Here is a 14,516-nt window from a genome sequence, read left to right as displayed (position 1 = left end):
ATTCAAATGAATTTGAATCTTAACTTTCCTTACAACTTAAATTCTTCTTAAATCTAATATATTATCTTTCAAGTGAAAAATTCGCAATTACTTTTGGGCGTTCCGTTTCATTAGCTACTTTCCAGGATGTTCTATACATCCACTCAGTCATTTTATAAAGCTTTTTGTAATTGATATTTTCAGATTCATCCTGCGGAGTGTGGTACTGGTCGTGCAGTACACTGGTGAAAAATATCGCCGGAATCCCGATTTTAGCATACGGAAGATGATCACTTCTGAAATAAAAATATTCAGCATGACTTGGAGAATCCCAATCTTTCAGGTATTTGAATTTTGTACTTTCATTATTGGCTTCTTCGGCCATTTTCACGAGCTCTTCAGAATTTTTATGAGGAGCATTGCCTCCCAATAAAGCAGCTTCATTATTGTCATTTCTTCCGATCATATCACCATTCAGAACAGCTACAATTTTCTCTTTCGGAACAACAGGGTGGGCTGCGTGCCATCTCGATCCTAATAACCCTCTCTCTTCGGCTCCATGAAAAACAAACAGAATGCTTCTTTTTCCCGGCTGCTTTTTATAAGCTCTTGCCATAGCCAACATTGCAACGCATGTACTTGCATTATCGTCAGCACCGTTATAGATGGTATCGTTCTTTACAGGATGTCTGATGCCGTCATGGTCCTGATGTCCGCTTAGCAAAACATATTCGTTTTTAAGAACAGGATCTGTACCTTCTATTTTCCCGATAATATTTACTGAAGGGTATTTGTAGGTTTCAGTGATCAGATTTAAAGATGCTTTCGGATTGTTTTTTACCCAAGCTGCATTTTCTCTTTTGATCCACAAAACAGGAATATTATTTGTGATTTTTTCTCTTAATCCTTCCACGCCGTAGCTTCCTCTTGTCATTTGAGGCAGTACTTCTACCCAGCTTTGCTCGGAGATATCATCGGTGATGAAGATAATGGCTTTGGCTCCCAGTTCAGAAGCTTTATTGTAATATTTATTTCTTACAAATCCAGGATATCTTCTTACAAAAAGGGTCATATCCTTAGAAATATTTTTGCCGGATGCGTTTACTGCAAGAACTTTTCCTTGGATATTCAGTCTGGCAAGATCTTCAGGCTCTGTGTTTCCTGCATATACAATTTCAGCGTCTACAGAAGCATTCACTGGTTCTGCAACAAGGAAATCCTTCCATAATTTTAAACTGTTGTCTCCGATTTTCAGAGTGCTTTGCGGGATCACCTGATGTCTGTACATATCAAAGAACTGGAAAAATGTTCCGTTATCTCCGGCAGGTTTCATTCCTGCTTCTTTGGCTTTGTCAGCAAGCCACATGGAAACCTTTAATTCGTCCGGGGTTCCTGCTTCACGGCCCCAGAACTGGTCTGCAGCAAGCTGATACATATCGGTGCGGAGGTCAGATTCTTTGATAGCGGAAACCAATGGTTTTTTATAGGTCTGGGCACTTCCAAGGGTCAACAGAAAAATGCTTAACAGGCAGAAAACATAACTTTTATTCATACAAACTTTTAATTAAAGTTAGCTAATTTCTCTGAAAACTGCTTTGAAAATTCCTTCCTGTCTTCTTCCAGCTTCTCCTGTGTGGAAGGTAAAATATAATTAAAAAGAATCTTTTCTTCATTGTCTAAAAAGATAATTTCTTTTTCATTTCCATCAATCATCTGTGAGAAAATCTCCCACATCGGAGTGTCTTTTAATTTTAATAATTCAAAAAACTGTTCTGCTTTGATCTCGATTTTCTGCATGATATTAAGTATAATGTATAATGTATAATGTATAATGTATAATGTATAATGTATAATGTATAATGTATAATGTATAATGTATAATGTATAATTTTTGCTGTAAAGATCGGGAATATTAAAATTCCAGAAACTTCAGTTTAAACTGAATAGCAAAATTTTCTTTGAAATGAGGTGTTGCATAATAACCCACTCTGTAGAATACCCCAAGATTGAAATAGCTGGAAAGAAAATTGCTCCATTCCACACCGACTTCCTGATAAAGATGGTCCAGCTTTCTGAACTTAAACTGATGGTATTCCGGATGCTTCATATCCCCGATAGTTCCTCTAAGGACAAAATCAAAGCTGGAAATATTATGTCCGAAGCTTTTTAAATACCAGGGCAGTTTGTGAGTGAAATAATAGGCTACGAATTTATCATTATAATATTTTCCGCCCTCCAGGGTGGCAAACCCAAGGTAAGAAGTAAGGTTAAAATTAAAGTCTTTTCCCGGAGAAGCAAGTCCGTTCATCGTAAAGTTTTTCCAGATTGGAGCTCCTCCCAGAACAACTCCTCCGTACAGCCTGAAACCAGTAGTTCCGATGGGTGTTTTGAAATTATGAACAAACAGGGCGTCAAAACGGGAATAATTAAAATCTCCCTGTAGTAATTTGTAGCTCTGCTCATAGTTGAAGTACAGTTCAGGATACTTCTGATCGATCAGGGATTTTCCCTGAGGCGTCATAATATTGGTTGAATTCGGAGAATACTTCAGGGTAAACAGGGTATTGAAGTTTCTGTATGAAGTGCCTCTGTCCCTGAACTGATAATCGAACTCTGCTTCTTCGGTATTTCTTCTTACGGCAAGGGCAAGGGTTAGACCGTTGGTGACATCATTCATATAAGATAATGTAGCTCCCTTAAAATGAAAGTATTTGTCGTTATTAAGGTTATTCCCGAAGTTCATCATCCTCATTTTGAAATTCCATAGCTTTCGGTTGAACTCTCCTGAGGCCGTTACATCATCATAAACCTCAAATCTGAAAAAAGAGTTTTTTTCCAGTGTGGTTTTCATATCCAGCCCCATTCCGTATTTCCATCTTCTGTCCTTTACCCCGTAGGCGAAATAATAATCCGGTGAAAAATGCGGATCAAAATTCTCATTAAGCTTGGCTTTTAAACCTAGTCTGAATCCTTCATAAGAGTTGTAATTCACAATTTCATCCACTGCAAAATCTACAGAACCCACTCTGATCTGTCCGTTCAGCAATCCTGACAAGATCTGTGCTTTGCTGTCAATTTTATATTTTTTCCCTAAGCTGTCAATAGTTTTATAGGTGTTCTGTTCTCTTTCAGTAAGAGCTTCGGTTCTGTAGCGGTCCAGTGATTGTCCGTCAATATTTTTTACCGAGAAAGTGTAGCCTTTGAAATCTTTGGGATCTTCTTCAATAGGAGATTCGAAATCAAAATATTTTGAAGTGAGGAAAGCGTAGGTACCAAAGCTTTTTTTGTCTTTCTTATCATCTGCATGCACTTTGTCATCCATAGCCATTTTACCCATTTTTAGCTTGGCTTTTTCGTGGGCAAGAAACCATTTGTTATTGTAAAATACCCAGGTGCTGGTAATGATTCCTTCGTTTTTATTTTTACTGAAATTTTCGATTTTTTTGATTCCGTACGTTTCAGTATCCACATAGATGGCACCGTTATATTTTCGTTTTCTGTCTGGTTTTTTGTAATTCACTTCACGGAAACGGATCACAAAGGTTTTTCTTCCGTCCAGGGTAACGGTATCAGAAAGAAAGAATCTGTATAGCCCTCTGTTCTCCGGCTTTACCTGTTCGGGAACAACATCCCTGTTACTCTGCTGAAGGGCGATCATTTCGTAAATAGGCTGCTTCAGACCTGAAATTCTGTTGTCCAGAATATTGATTTTTTCACCGTATTTTTTGGAATATAAAAACTCCTGAGCCCTTTCCCAGAGAAACAGCTTACTTTTTGAAAAGATTTTGCTTGCGGTGATATTATTCAAAGAGTCTTTTTCCCTTTTTTTCCTGAAAATATTTAGATCATTAAAATACTGGTTAAACTGAGAAAGGCTGTCCTCATCAATATCAAGGGAAATTTTTTCATAGGATTTGTAAGAATAGGAACCTAAGCTTTTCGGAGAGTTTTCTTTCCAGAGCTTATTTACTTTTTTTAGAATTTCCAAAGCCCTGGGATCACTTTTATCTTCAATCACCACCGCTTCAATATTGGTGGTTCTGGATGTTTTTTTCAGCAGGGAAACTTCCATGCTGCTCTCTACAGTAAGGCTTTCTTTCTGATAAGAATCCGCTTCAATATCAATATTTTTACATCCTGTTTTAAATTCCAGGATACCTTGTTCATTGGTATATCCGATAACCGTATTGTCACAGGATACTTTAGCTTTAAAGACAGGCTTTTGACTGGCGTCATCCACAACTTTAATTTTTGTTTGTGAATACCCCAGAAAGCAGATCAGAAAAAATATTAACAGTAAACCCCTTTTCATGTAAAAAAACTAGGTCAAAATTAATAATATTTATTGTGGTAGAAAAGTTTTTAACAGAGTATAACATTGATTTAATCTAATGTTTTTATGGACGTTTCCGTGACAAAACTGAGTGATAAGTTATTCAGATACTCTTTCTGTATTTCCTGAGATTACCAATAAAAAAACTCCCTGAACAATTGATATCCGGGAGTTTTAATTGTTTTTTGCTGTTTGTGTTTTAGAATCGTATTTTATTTGTCATCAAGGGATTTCATAAACTCAATAATATCATTGACCTCCTGATCTGTAAGCTGCAGAGGCGCATCAGAGAGTGTCTGATTCTCGACTTTAAATCCAAAACCTTTTCCACCACCTTTGTTATAAAAGTTCATGACTTCTTTCAATGTTTTATAACCGCCATTGTGCATATATGGCGCTGTTTTGCTGATATTTCTTAGGGTGGGTGTTTTGAATGAATGCTGTAATGAGGGAACTGTCTCATGAAACTTACCTCTTCCCGGATCATGGTCAAAAGTCTTGTTTTCTCCGTTTACTGCTGATCCTAAAACTTCCTGTTCGGTTTTCTTGAAATTAGGAGGAACCGTACCGTTGAATAAAGGAAGGAAATGACATATTGCACACTGCGCTTTTCCTACAAAAAGATTAAAGCCCCGCTTTTGGTCATCCGTCATCGCTGATTTATTTCCTCTCATATATTCATCAAAATCAGAATTGAATTTAGCCAGAGACCGGATATAGCTTGCCAATACATTCTGAAGCTGCCAAACTTCTGTTTTTGGAGAATGATAAATATTTTTGAATGCTGCCTGATATTTTTTATCCTGATTGATCTTGGCAAGAATAACATTCAGATCACCATGCATTTCTTCTTTATTGGAGATCACATCGGAGCTCTGTCCTTCCAGATCATCCTTTCTCATATCCCAAAACTGACCATGCTGATATCCCGCATAATTAAGGGAAGGTGTGTTTCTGGCCAGTTCCGAATTTTCAAGAGACATTGCTTTGGCAAGTCCGTCAGTAAAAGCTTTTTCCGGAATATGACATGTTGCACAGCTCCGGTTATTATTGCTGGATAGAATTTTATCATTAAAAAGCTGATGACCCAGAGCGGCTTTTTCTTCAGAATAGGCATATTCTTTTCCGGGAGTGAAGGCATTAGGATCAAAAGCATTTTTAGCAAAGAAAGTAGCTGCATTTTTGTTTAAAGCTGTTGTTACTTCAACATCCGGGATTTTCTCCTGACCTTTAAACTCAAGCATTAAGGCCGTGATTTTATTCAGGTGGTCAGGGATAAAACTGACGTAATCAAACGTATTTTTATCTGTGTTTCTTTTCAGCACTTCAATTGCCGAATTGATTTCTGTTTCGATACTTTTTAATGCTTTGTCTCTTGACCGCTCAGTGGAAATTTGTTTAAGCGTTTCCTTAATTCCCTGAAGAGAAGAAGGCATTTCCTGTAAAAATGTTCCTGAAACAGGGGTATCAAAACCTGATATTCCTAAGCTTGAAATTCTGAAAGTTTCCTGTCTTAACGCATCAAAAACCTGATCCTTACTGATGGTAATTACCTGAAAGCTGGTGCTTATGGTGTTGCTTTTGTTTATGAGCTTGTTAAGCATTCTGATCACCTCTTCCTTATTTCTTTTATCATAAGGGTAGAGCATTTCTTCCAATACCTGTAAGCCTTCGGGCTCTATTTCTGTATGCTCATCCATCTCAATTTCCGGAAGAGCAGGACCGTTGATAAACCTTGCGGAGTGGGGAAGGAAATATTCTACAGCCCATTCCATTTTTTTATAGGTTTTTCTGATGTCCTGGAATTGCTGCTGAAGAAGTTTTTCATCGGAATCTTTGGTAACAAGGGTTTTCAGTTGGTTGATCTGTTTCTCAAAATCTGTATTGGTTTTGAGAATCGTGTTTTTTACAGAACCAAGATCTTCATATACCGGCTGCTGCTTATTGTTTTTACAATAGGAAAGGGTGAAAAATGCTGCAGCAGAGTACAGGAAGAGGAGTATCGGGTATTTTGAAAGTGTATTCATAAGTATGAAAAGTATCAACAGAGATTTTCTATTGATACTTTAATTGAATTTGATATGAAGAATTTGAAACTATTTTTCTACGTTTCTGATGATTACAATCTGCCCGCCTTCTTTATTGGCGTTGATTCCGGAACCGTCAGGATTTTTGAATTTATCAAGCTGCCACGTATGAGAGTGAATATTCACAGAGAATGTATTCGGAACTCCGATGATGTCTGAAATATCAACCATCGCCCCGAATTCCCATGAACCGAATTTCTGAAGGTCTCCGGACTGGTTGTAAGCAGTCTGCCATGCAGAGTCATTTCTGTTGTGCTTCATATTCAGCCATGGCTTATATTGTTTGGTGGCAATATTCAGCTGCCAGATGTAAGAATCGTGGTTGGCATTTTTGTAGTAAGAATCTCCGTCTTCCTGGATGTAAACAAAGTTTTCAGTAACACATAAGTTGTCAGGATTGATAAGGTTATTTCCAGGATTAGAGTCCCCTTCAGCAACTACTTCTAATTTTCCTGTAAGCATATTATTGGAGTTCAGAACAAGTTTGTACACTCTTCCCCACATGGTTAATCCTGCTTTTGGATTGATGCCGTCGGAAGATTCTCCGGTAGCGGTAAAATAAATTTCTCTTCCTTTTCCTGCTCCCTTTCTGTAGTCTACATCTTCCACTCTTGAAAAGCGGATCGCGTTATTATCAATATTTTTCTGATTGATCTGTGCACCTGTAAGATTTTTGGCGTTAGGAATTTCAACAAATTCTACATCGTAGCTGTTTCCTTTCGTCATATCCGTTTCTGTATAGTTGCTGTTTGTTCTCCTTAAAGAATACAGCTTACCGTTATCCAGATCTCCCTGTGTATCGGCTACATACATGATCAGCTGTCCTGCAGACTGATGGGAAGAAGAATAAGACTGGTCTTCACCAATAATGATATACGTTTTTCCGTTAGAAACATCTTTAGGAAGCGGAACTGCATTTTCCATGGAAGCTTTTCCCAAAGCAGGTTTTACTCTTGTTTTATCAGCTGCCTGAGATACCGGTGCCAATGGGTTTAAAGCATGAACCATACTTTCTTCACCTGATTCACCTGCGGTAAGGAACGCGCTGAAACCATGAATTTCCGGAGTTGCCAGTGTTGCAGAACACAATCTTGTCATTCCTCCGGTTCCGTTTAAGATATATTCTCCTTTTACAGGTTTAAAAGTCTTGTCTAAGTATACTCTTGATACAGATTGCTTGATCTCGTGATTAGTGATCATCAGATAACCGTCAGAGTTAGGATCTTTCATAATTCCCATACCGTCAGGCTGACCTCCGAAAACGAAATCAGGAGAACCTGGAAGAACATCGGAACTGGAAATAAGAGTGGTAATATTTAAATTTTCAAAACCAGGCATCCCAAAAACGAAAGCGGGTTCTTTAGAAAAGTTTTCAAGTTTGATTTTGTCATTGGGAGGGGTATTGGAACCCCCGTTATTATCATCATTACAGCTTTGAAAAACAATAGCTGCAAGGAATAAAGCTCCGATAGTTTTGTTAATTTTCATAATTACATTTTTTGAATTTCGATTATGGCAAAACTAATGGTCCGGTGTTAATTAAGTTTTAAGAAGATAAAACAAATAGTTTAAGATTAGGTGATGATTTGTTAAGGCAAGGTCAATAATTAGAATGGATATAAATAAAGAATACGAATAAAAATCTTAACAGTAAAAAATGATATGTGTTGCAACGCAGAGTACCAAAAAGTTTTATTTCTATTTTTTTTCATTCGTAAAGGTTCCCGCTGATTTCACAGATTGCTCAGTTATTACGGGTAAAGCATACCTGATCTGCGACATAGAATTATTACTTCGTTTGGTAAGAATCAATTAAATTGATTCCGTTCTGCCTTCTGAAATATAAGTATTGAGCTTTGAGTTAAAAATAATATATGTATGGCAAAAAGAGCCCCGGCTGTCTCAGAATTAGACAGCCGGGGCTAAAATTTATAACAGATGTTTCTATTAGATATTCAATGCTTTTTGGTAAGCGTTTTCTAAACCTTCAAGGTTTTTACCACCAGCCGTAGCAAAGCCCGGGTTACCGCCGCCGCCGCCCTGGATTTCTTTTGCAAGATCCTTTACGATAGCGCCAGCCTGGTAATCTGCAGCAAGATCGTCAGAAACTCCAACAGTAATCATTGGTTTCCCGTCTGCATCAGAAAGTATGATCGTTACTGAAGACGGAATTTCTCGCTTCAGCTGGAATACGATGTCTTTCACAGAACCAGCATCCAGAGAAGTTTTCTTCACAAGAAGCTGCTTATTACCTTTCTGCTCATAAGCATTTTTCCATTCCCCGATTTCTCCTTTTGCTTTTTCCTTTTTAAGAGCATCTACCTCAGCCTTCAGTGAAGTGTTTTCTTCGATCAGTTTTTCGATAGATCTTACCACATCTTTAGACTTTAATAACTGGGAAAGCTCGGTAATCTGCTTTTCAAGGTTTTTGAAGTATTCTTCAGATTTATCTCCTGAAATAGCTTCAATCCTTCTGATTCCTGCAGCCGCAGAACCTTCAGAAGTGATCTTAAAATGACCGATTTCGCTGGTATTTTTTACGTGAGTTCCCCCGCAAAGCTCTTTTGAACTTCCGAACTGGATCATTCTTACATTGTCCCCGTATTTTTCGCCAAATAAAGCCATGGCACCTTTTTCCAGAGCTTCCTTAATCGGGATGCTTCTGAATTCCTGTAAAGCAATGCTTTCCTTGATCTTATGGTTTACTTTTTCTTCAATTAAAGCAATTTCTTCTTCAGTCATTTTATTAAAGTGAGAGAAGTCGAAACGCAGATAATCAGGACCTACATAAGAACCTTTCTGCTCCACGTGAGTTCCCAGAACATCTCTTAAAGCTTCATGCAGAAGGTGAGTCACAGAGTGGTTAGCCTGAGAGTTCTTTCTGTCTGTTGCATTAACTTTAGCATAGAATAAAGCGCCTGCATCTTTTGGAAGACCATTAATTAAAGAAATGATAAGACCATTTTCCTTTTTAGTTTCCAGTACTTCAAAGCTTTCAGCAGCGTTTTCAAGAACACCTTTATCTCCAACCTGTCCACCGCCTTCAGGGTAGAATGGAGAGCTGCTTAATACCACCTGGTAAAATTCCCCGTCTTTGTTTTCTACCTTTCTGTATCTTGTAATATAGGTTTCAGATTCAATCTGGTCATATCCAACGAATGATTCAGGTTTTTCTTCTAAAACAACCCAGTCATAAACCTTCTGGGCAGAATCTGCCTTGGAACGAAGTTTTTGCTTTTCCATTTCAGCTTTGAAACCTGCTACATCAATCGTTAATCCTTTTTCCTCAGCAATAATTCTTGTTAAGTCATCAGGAAAACCATAAGTATCATACAGTTCAAACACTTCTTCGCTTGGTAATACTTTCTGATTATTGGCAATGGTCTGCTGTATCAGCTTTTCAACTCTGATCAGACCGTTCTCAATAGTTTTTAAGAATGAATCTTCTTCACTTTTGATTACTTCAGCAACCAGTTTACCCTGCTTTTCAATTTCAGGGAAGAATGGCCCCATCTGTTCCTGCAGAACAGCAACCAGTTTGTAAAGGAAAGGCTCTTTCATATCCAGGAATCGGTAAGAATAAGAAATTCCTCTTCTTAAAATTCTTCTGATTACATAACCGGCACCTCCGTTGGATGGCAGCTGCCCGTCAGCAATAGCAAAAGAAACCGCTCTGATGTGGTCTACCACAACACGGATGGCGATATCTTTTTCATCTTCTAAGATTCCGGTGTATTTTTTACCTGAAAGCTCCTCAACTTTAGAAATAAGCGGAGTAAATACATCAGTATCATAGTTGGAAGATTTTCCCTGAAGCGCCATACAAAGACGCTCAAAGCCCATTCCCGTATCTACGTGCTGAGCAGGAAGTTTTTCTAAAGATTTGTCTGCCTTTCTGTTGAATTCCATGAAAACAAGGTTCCATACTTCCACAACCTGCGGGTGATCCTGATTTACAAGGGAAATTCCCGGAACAGCTGCTTTTTCTTCAGGAGTTCTCAGGTCAATATGGATTTCTGAACACGGTCCGCACGGTCCGCTTTCACCCATTTCCCAGAAGTTATCTTTTTTATTTCCGTTGATGATTCTGTCTTCTGAAATGTGAGATTTCCAGAAATTATAAGCATCCTGGTCTCTGTCCAGATTTTCTGAAGCATCCCCTTCAAAAATGGTAACGTATAAATTTTCTTTCGGAATTCCGTATACTTCAGTCAGTAATTCCCAGGCAAAAGCAATAGCCTCTTTTTTGAAGTAATCCCCGAAAGACCAGTTTCCCAGCATTTCAAACATGGTGTGGTGGTAAGTATCTCTACCTACATCATCCAGGTCATTGTGCTTCCCTGAAACTCTAAGACACTTTTGTGTATCGGCAATTCTAGGGGCGGTAGGGGTTTTGTATCCAAGGAAGAAATCCTTGAACTGCGTCATTCCGGAGTTGGAAAACATAAGGGTAGGGTCGTCTTTCAGCACAATAGGAGCTGAAGGAACGATTAAATGCTCCTTACTTTTAAAATAATCTAAAAATTTTTGACGTATCTCTTGTGATGTCATAGTATTGCTTTTGCTTTTTTTAGTATCAAATTTTGATAAGATGCAAATTTACTATTTTTAAGCGATTTGTAATAATTTTATGCTATGTTTTGAATGGTGACGGCCTTAGCTTTCATATTTTGTTTTTTCAGCACAGACGCCGGATAAACCTTACAGGTTTTAAAACCTGTAAGGTTTTGGGGGTGAAAATAAAGCTTCAAACAGGAAGATAAGACTTAAGTTATATATTTAATTTAATAATTCATGAATTTTGCAGTTTCACACTTAACTTATTACCTTCGCCGTGATCTGAAATAAGACAAAAATCCTTCCCATGACAAAAGATGAAGAGTTGAAAAACTGGATAGAACAATATTCAGGGCCGCTTTTGAAGCGGGCGCTGTATGTACTTTCGAATAAAGAAGATGCACAGGATGTGGTTCAGGAAGTTTTTCTGGCTGCCTATTCAGGATATGATTCTTTTGAAGGAAAGAGTCAGCCTCTGACCTGGCTGATGGCTATTCTTAACAGAAAAGTTGCGGATTTTTACCGGAAAAAATATAAATCGGAACCTGATATCAGGCTTGATCATTTTTTTGATGAAACCGGTTCATGGAAAGATAATAATGTTTTAAATGACTGGAATGTATCGGGGGAAGGCGGCGAGCTTTTAGATAACCGCGATTTTAATAAAACATTGGAGGAATGTATCGAAGAATTACCCTCCAGATGGAAGATCCTGCTGAAAATGTATTATATTGAAGAAAAAAAAGCTCCGGAAGTAAGTCAGGAATTGAATATTTCCACGACTAACCTTTGGAAGATCCTTCAACGAAGCCGGGTACAGCTCAGAGAATGTCTGGAGCTCAATTGGTTTTTAAGATCGTAAATGAAATGATAAGAAAAATACTACATATCCTTTTTTTACCATGCAGTGAAGCAACGCTGCTCATGGAAAAACGTAATGCCGATACCATTTCCGCCAAAGAAAAAAGAAAGCTTACCATGCATCTGATGATCTGTAAATGGTGCAGGATGTACAAACGGAAACTGGAAGTTCTGGATCAAATGCTGGCCAGAACATTTACGGGCCAGAAAACAGAAATAAATGATTCTGAAATTCAGGACTTTAAAAATAAAATGTTCGATAAATTAGATTTCTGATAAAAATTCTGTCAGGATTTTAAAAAGGCTCCGACTATACTTTTGAAAACGATAAAGTATTAATTAAAATCTTAAAACATGGTCGGAACAGTACAGGAATCTAAAAATCAGTTAACCCGGACAGGGTATTACATCTCACTCTTCGGAGCAGCTCTTATTTTGCTGTGGATCGGTATCTTCAAATTTACCCCTACAGAAGCAGCCGCAATAAAACCTTTGGTGGAAAACCATTTCTTAACTTTTTTCGTATATAAGATTATAAGCGTCCAGGCAGTGTCTAATCTTATCGGAGTGATAGAAATTATCATTGCATTACTCCTGGTATTTAGTGCGAAATTTGCTGTACTAAGGAAGTATGCAGGAACAGGAATGATTGTCATTTTCCTGACAACATTAAGCTATCTGTTTACTACTCCTGGAATGTGGAAGATAGTGGATGGAGTGCCTGTGACGGATTTCTTTATTGTAAAAGATCTTATGCTTTTAGGATTTGGATTAATGATCGTTCAAAATAATAAGTAATGAATAAAAAGCTCAATATGAAAAATATATTAATCGTACTCGGAATCATTCTGGGTATCGCAGTATTTGCTGCAGGATCGGGACTGTTTAAGAAAACGAAGCCCGGCATAGTGGAAGTAAAAAAAGAAAATGAAAAAATTATGGATAGTAAAAACGTTAGAGAGATTTATTTTGCAGGTGGATGTTTCTGGGGAACAGAACATTTTTTTCAACAGATTCGTGGAGTGGTAGGAACAGAAGTGGGGTACGCCAACGGGAATACTCAAAATCCTACCTATGAAGAAGTGGTGAGCCATACAACAGGTTTTGCAGAAACCGTAAAAGTAAAGTATGATCCGGAACAGGTAGATCTGAAACTGTTGATTGATCTGTATTTTAAAACTATTGATCCTACCAGTAAAGATCAGCAGGGAAATGACAGAGGAAACCAGTACAGAACCGGGATCTATTTCACCAACAAATCCGATGAAGCGGTAGTAAAAGATGAAGTTCAGAAGCTGGCAAAAAATTACAGCAAGCCGATATTGGTAGAGACTATTCCGTTGAAAAACTTCTACAAAGCAGAAGACTATCATCAGGATTATCTGGACAAAAATCCGGGCGGATATTGTCACATTGAACCGGGACTTTTTGAAATGGCAAAAAAAGCCAATCCTCTTCCAAAACCGGCCTATCAAAAACAGGATAAAAAAGTTTTGAAAGAAAAACTGACTGCAGAACAATATAACGTTACCCAGGAAAACGGTACAGAAAGACCTTTCCAAAACGAATACTGGAATGAAACCCGTGAAGGAATTTATGTGGATATCACCACAGGAGAGCCATTGTTTGTTTCTACAGATAAATTTGAATCCGGATGTGGATGGCCAAGTTTTTCAAAACCGATTACAAAAAGCCTGATTGAAGAAAAAATGGACCGTTCCCACGGGATGACAAGGGTAGAGGTAAGAAGTAAAACCGGTGATGCCCATTTAGGACACGTTTTTACAGATGGCCCGCAAGATAAAGGAGGACTTCGTTACTGTATCAACAGTGCCTCTCTGAAATTTATTCCAAAAGCAGAAATGGAAAGTAAAGGATACGGAAAATATCTTCCGTTGTTAGATAAAAAGTAATGTGAAAGGAAGGCTGCCGAATGGCAGCCTTTTTATGTATGAGTTTGAAATCTTTCTTTGATGCTGAACATGGAGATATTCAGAAATATAAGGAATCCAAAAATAATGTAGGAAGTTTCTCTGGAAGCGGTTGTAAACAGGTTAAAGATTTTTCCATAGCAGGTAAATTCGAAAATATCTGCAGTTTCTCCAGGTCCCCCATCTATAGTATCGTTACAAAGCAAACATTCATATTCAGGATATTGTAATTTAGGATCAATATAGCTAAAAACAGCAAAAATATGTCCCGTTTTCTCTACATCAACTGCATACTGCTCTTGTTTAGCTATTGCCAGATCGTTTAAAACTGAGACAAAATCACCATACGTATTATTTTGATCTAAAATAAATTCAATACCAGACTCTTTCTCATTTCTTTTCTGGAGATTTTTCAATTCTGAAACATATAAATTTGAATTTTCTTTAGCTGTACCGGGGGCTATTTTTATTTTTTTGTAATTCCAGTTCCGTGCAGGTTCGAAACTTGCTAAAGTATTTTTAATCCCTTCTCTTTCTTTGGCAGGAAGTCCGATGTCAATAACAGAAACGTTAATGTTTTCAAACTTCTGATTTCCATAATACCAAAACAGAACAGGAATCAGTAGGGCACTGATCAATCCCGGAAAGTAGTATATTTTTTTCATGGTTAGTTTTTTAAAAGGATTGAATGAAAATTTTAAGCCAAAAAAAGTGATCCGGAAAACGAACCACTTAAAAAGAATCTTTACATATTTTAATAATTAAATC

Annotated in this window: 11 protein-coding genes; 4 read left to right on the top strand and 7 right to left on the bottom strand. The window is 37.6% G+C overall.

What is annotated here, in order from left to right:
• Positions 1 to 61 precede the first annotated feature (61 nt).
• The 6 genes from ACR1PO_RS13355 to alaS all read right to left on the bottom strand — a co-directional run bounded on the left by ACR1PO_RS13355 (position 62) and on the right by alaS (position 10,950).
• Positions 62 to 1,531, bottom strand: coding sequence for a M20/M25/M40 family metallo-hydrolase (locus ACR1PO_RS13355; protein WP_433987068.1), 1,470 nt, complete (start codon positions 1,529 to 1,531; stop codon positions 62 to 64).
• Between the two features lie 8 nt (positions 1,532 to 1,539).
• Positions 1,540 to 1,776 carry a hypothetical protein gene (locus ACR1PO_RS13350; protein WP_002980821.1) on the bottom strand — a complete coding sequence of 79 codons (237 nt, stop codon included), beginning with the start codon at positions 1,774 to 1,776 and terminating at the stop codon, positions 1,540 to 1,542.
• A gap of 115 nt (positions 1,777 to 1,891) precedes the next feature.
• Positions 1,892 to 4,219 (bottom strand): hypothetical protein, encoded by a 2,328-nt coding sequence (locus tag ACR1PO_RS13345; RefSeq protein ID WP_433987067.1) that lies wholly within the window; start codon positions 4,217 to 4,219, stop codon positions 1,892 to 1,894.
• Positions 4,220 to 4,524: 305 nt separating this feature from the next.
• Positions 4,525 to 6,339, bottom strand: a complete 1,815-nt coding sequence (locus ACR1PO_RS13340; protein WP_433987066.1) for a cytochrome-c peroxidase — start codon at positions 6,337 to 6,339, stop codon at positions 4,525 to 4,527.
• A gap of 69 nt (positions 6,340 to 6,408) precedes the next feature.
• The gene (locus ACR1PO_RS13335; RefSeq protein WP_433987065.1) at positions 6,409 to 7,887 is read right to left on the bottom strand and encodes a PhoX family protein; all 1,479 of its coding nucleotides are present in this window, start codon (positions 7,885 to 7,887) and stop codon (positions 6,409 to 6,411) included.
• 459 nt (positions 7,888 to 8,346) lie between these two features.
• A complete protein-coding gene (gene alaS / locus ACR1PO_RS13330) occupies positions 8,347 to 10,950 on the bottom strand; it encodes an alanine--tRNA ligase (RefSeq protein ID WP_332389093.1) in 2,604 nt (867 codons plus the stop codon).
• Positions 10,951 to 11,263: 313 nt separating this feature from the next.
• Between alaS and ACR1PO_RS13325 the strand changes: the two genes are divergently transcribed.
• The 4 genes from ACR1PO_RS13325 to msrB all read left to right on the top strand — a co-directional run bounded on the left by ACR1PO_RS13325 (position 11,264) and on the right by msrB (position 13,730).
• Positions 11,264 to 11,818 carry a sigma-70 family RNA polymerase sigma factor gene (locus ACR1PO_RS13325; RefSeq protein ID WP_433987064.1) on the top strand — a complete coding sequence of 185 codons (555 nt, stop codon included), beginning with the start codon at positions 11,264 to 11,266 and terminating at the stop codon, positions 11,816 to 11,818.
• Between the two features lie 62 nt (positions 11,819 to 11,880).
• On the top strand, positions 11,881 to 12,093 hold the full coding sequence (locus ACR1PO_RS13320) for a hypothetical protein (protein WP_332389094.1): 213 nt from the start codon (positions 11,881 to 11,883) through the stop codon (positions 12,091 to 12,093).
• 78 nt (positions 12,094 to 12,171) lie between these two features.
• Positions 12,172 to 12,615 (top strand): DUF417 family protein, encoded by a 444-nt coding sequence (locus ACR1PO_RS13315; RefSeq protein WP_433987063.1) that lies wholly within the window; start codon positions 12,172 to 12,174, stop codon positions 12,613 to 12,615.
• Between the two features lie 17 nt (positions 12,616 to 12,632).
• Entirely contained in the window at positions 12,633 to 13,730 is a 1,098-nt protein-coding gene (gene msrB, locus ACR1PO_RS13310) for a peptide-methionine (R)-S-oxide reductase MsrB (protein ID WP_374464808.1), read from the top strand.
• Positions 13,731 to 13,762: 32 nt separating this feature from the next.
• Here msrB and ACR1PO_RS13305 read toward each other — a convergent pair whose 3' ends face one another.
• A complete protein-coding gene (locus tag ACR1PO_RS13305) occupies positions 13,763 to 14,413 on the bottom strand; it encodes a hypothetical protein (RefSeq protein WP_433987062.1) in 651 nt (216 codons plus the stop codon).
• Positions 14,414 to 14,516: the final 103 nt, after the last annotated feature.

This window comes from Chryseobacterium amylolyticum (assembly GCF_051011775.1).
Lineage (GTDB): Bacteria > Bacteroidota > Bacteroidia > Flavobacteriales > Weeksellaceae > Chryseobacterium.
Note: the sequence above shows the minus strand (reverse complement) of the source record. Positions and strands in the feature narration are given on the sequence as shown.

What these genes read in the sequence shown, in the direction of transcription:
- ACR1PO_RS13355 (WP_433987068.1), bottom strand. Translation starts at nt 1,531, where the DNA reads ATGAATAAAAGTTATGTTTTCTGCCTGTTAAGCATTTTTCTGTTGACC.
- ACR1PO_RS13350 (WP_002980821.1), bottom strand. Translation starts at nt 1,776, where the DNA reads ATGCAGAAAATCGAGATCAAAGCAGAACAGTTTTTTGAATTATTAAAA.
- ACR1PO_RS13340 (WP_433987066.1), bottom strand. Translation starts at nt 6,339, where the DNA reads ATGAATACACTTTCAAAATACCCGATACTCCTCTTCCTGTACTCTGCT.
- ACR1PO_RS13335 (WP_433987065.1), bottom strand. Translation starts at nt 7,887, where the DNA reads ATGAAAATTAACAAAACTATCGGAGCTTTATTCCTTGCAGCTATTGTT.
- alaS (WP_332389093.1), bottom strand. Translation starts at nt 10,950, where the DNA reads ATGACATCACAAGAGATACGTCAAAAATTTTTAGATTATTTTAAAAGT.
- ACR1PO_RS13325 (WP_433987064.1), top strand. Translation starts at nt 11,264, where the DNA reads ATGACAAAAGATGAAGAGTTGAAAAACTGGATAGAACAATATTCAGGG.
- ACR1PO_RS13320 (WP_332389094.1), top strand. Translation starts at nt 11,881, where the DNA reads ATGGAAAAACGTAATGCCGATACCATTTCCGCCAAAGAAAAAAGAAAG.
- ACR1PO_RS13315 (WP_433987063.1), top strand. Translation starts at nt 12,172, where the DNA reads ATGGTCGGAACAGTACAGGAATCTAAAAATCAGTTAACCCGGACAGGG.
- msrB (WP_374464808.1), top strand. Translation starts at nt 12,633, where the DNA reads ATGAAAAATATATTAATCGTACTCGGAATCATTCTGGGTATCGCAGTA.
- ACR1PO_RS13305 (WP_433987062.1), bottom strand. Translation starts at nt 14,413, where the DNA reads ATGAAAAAAATATACTACTTTCCGGGATTGATCAGTGCCCTACTGATT.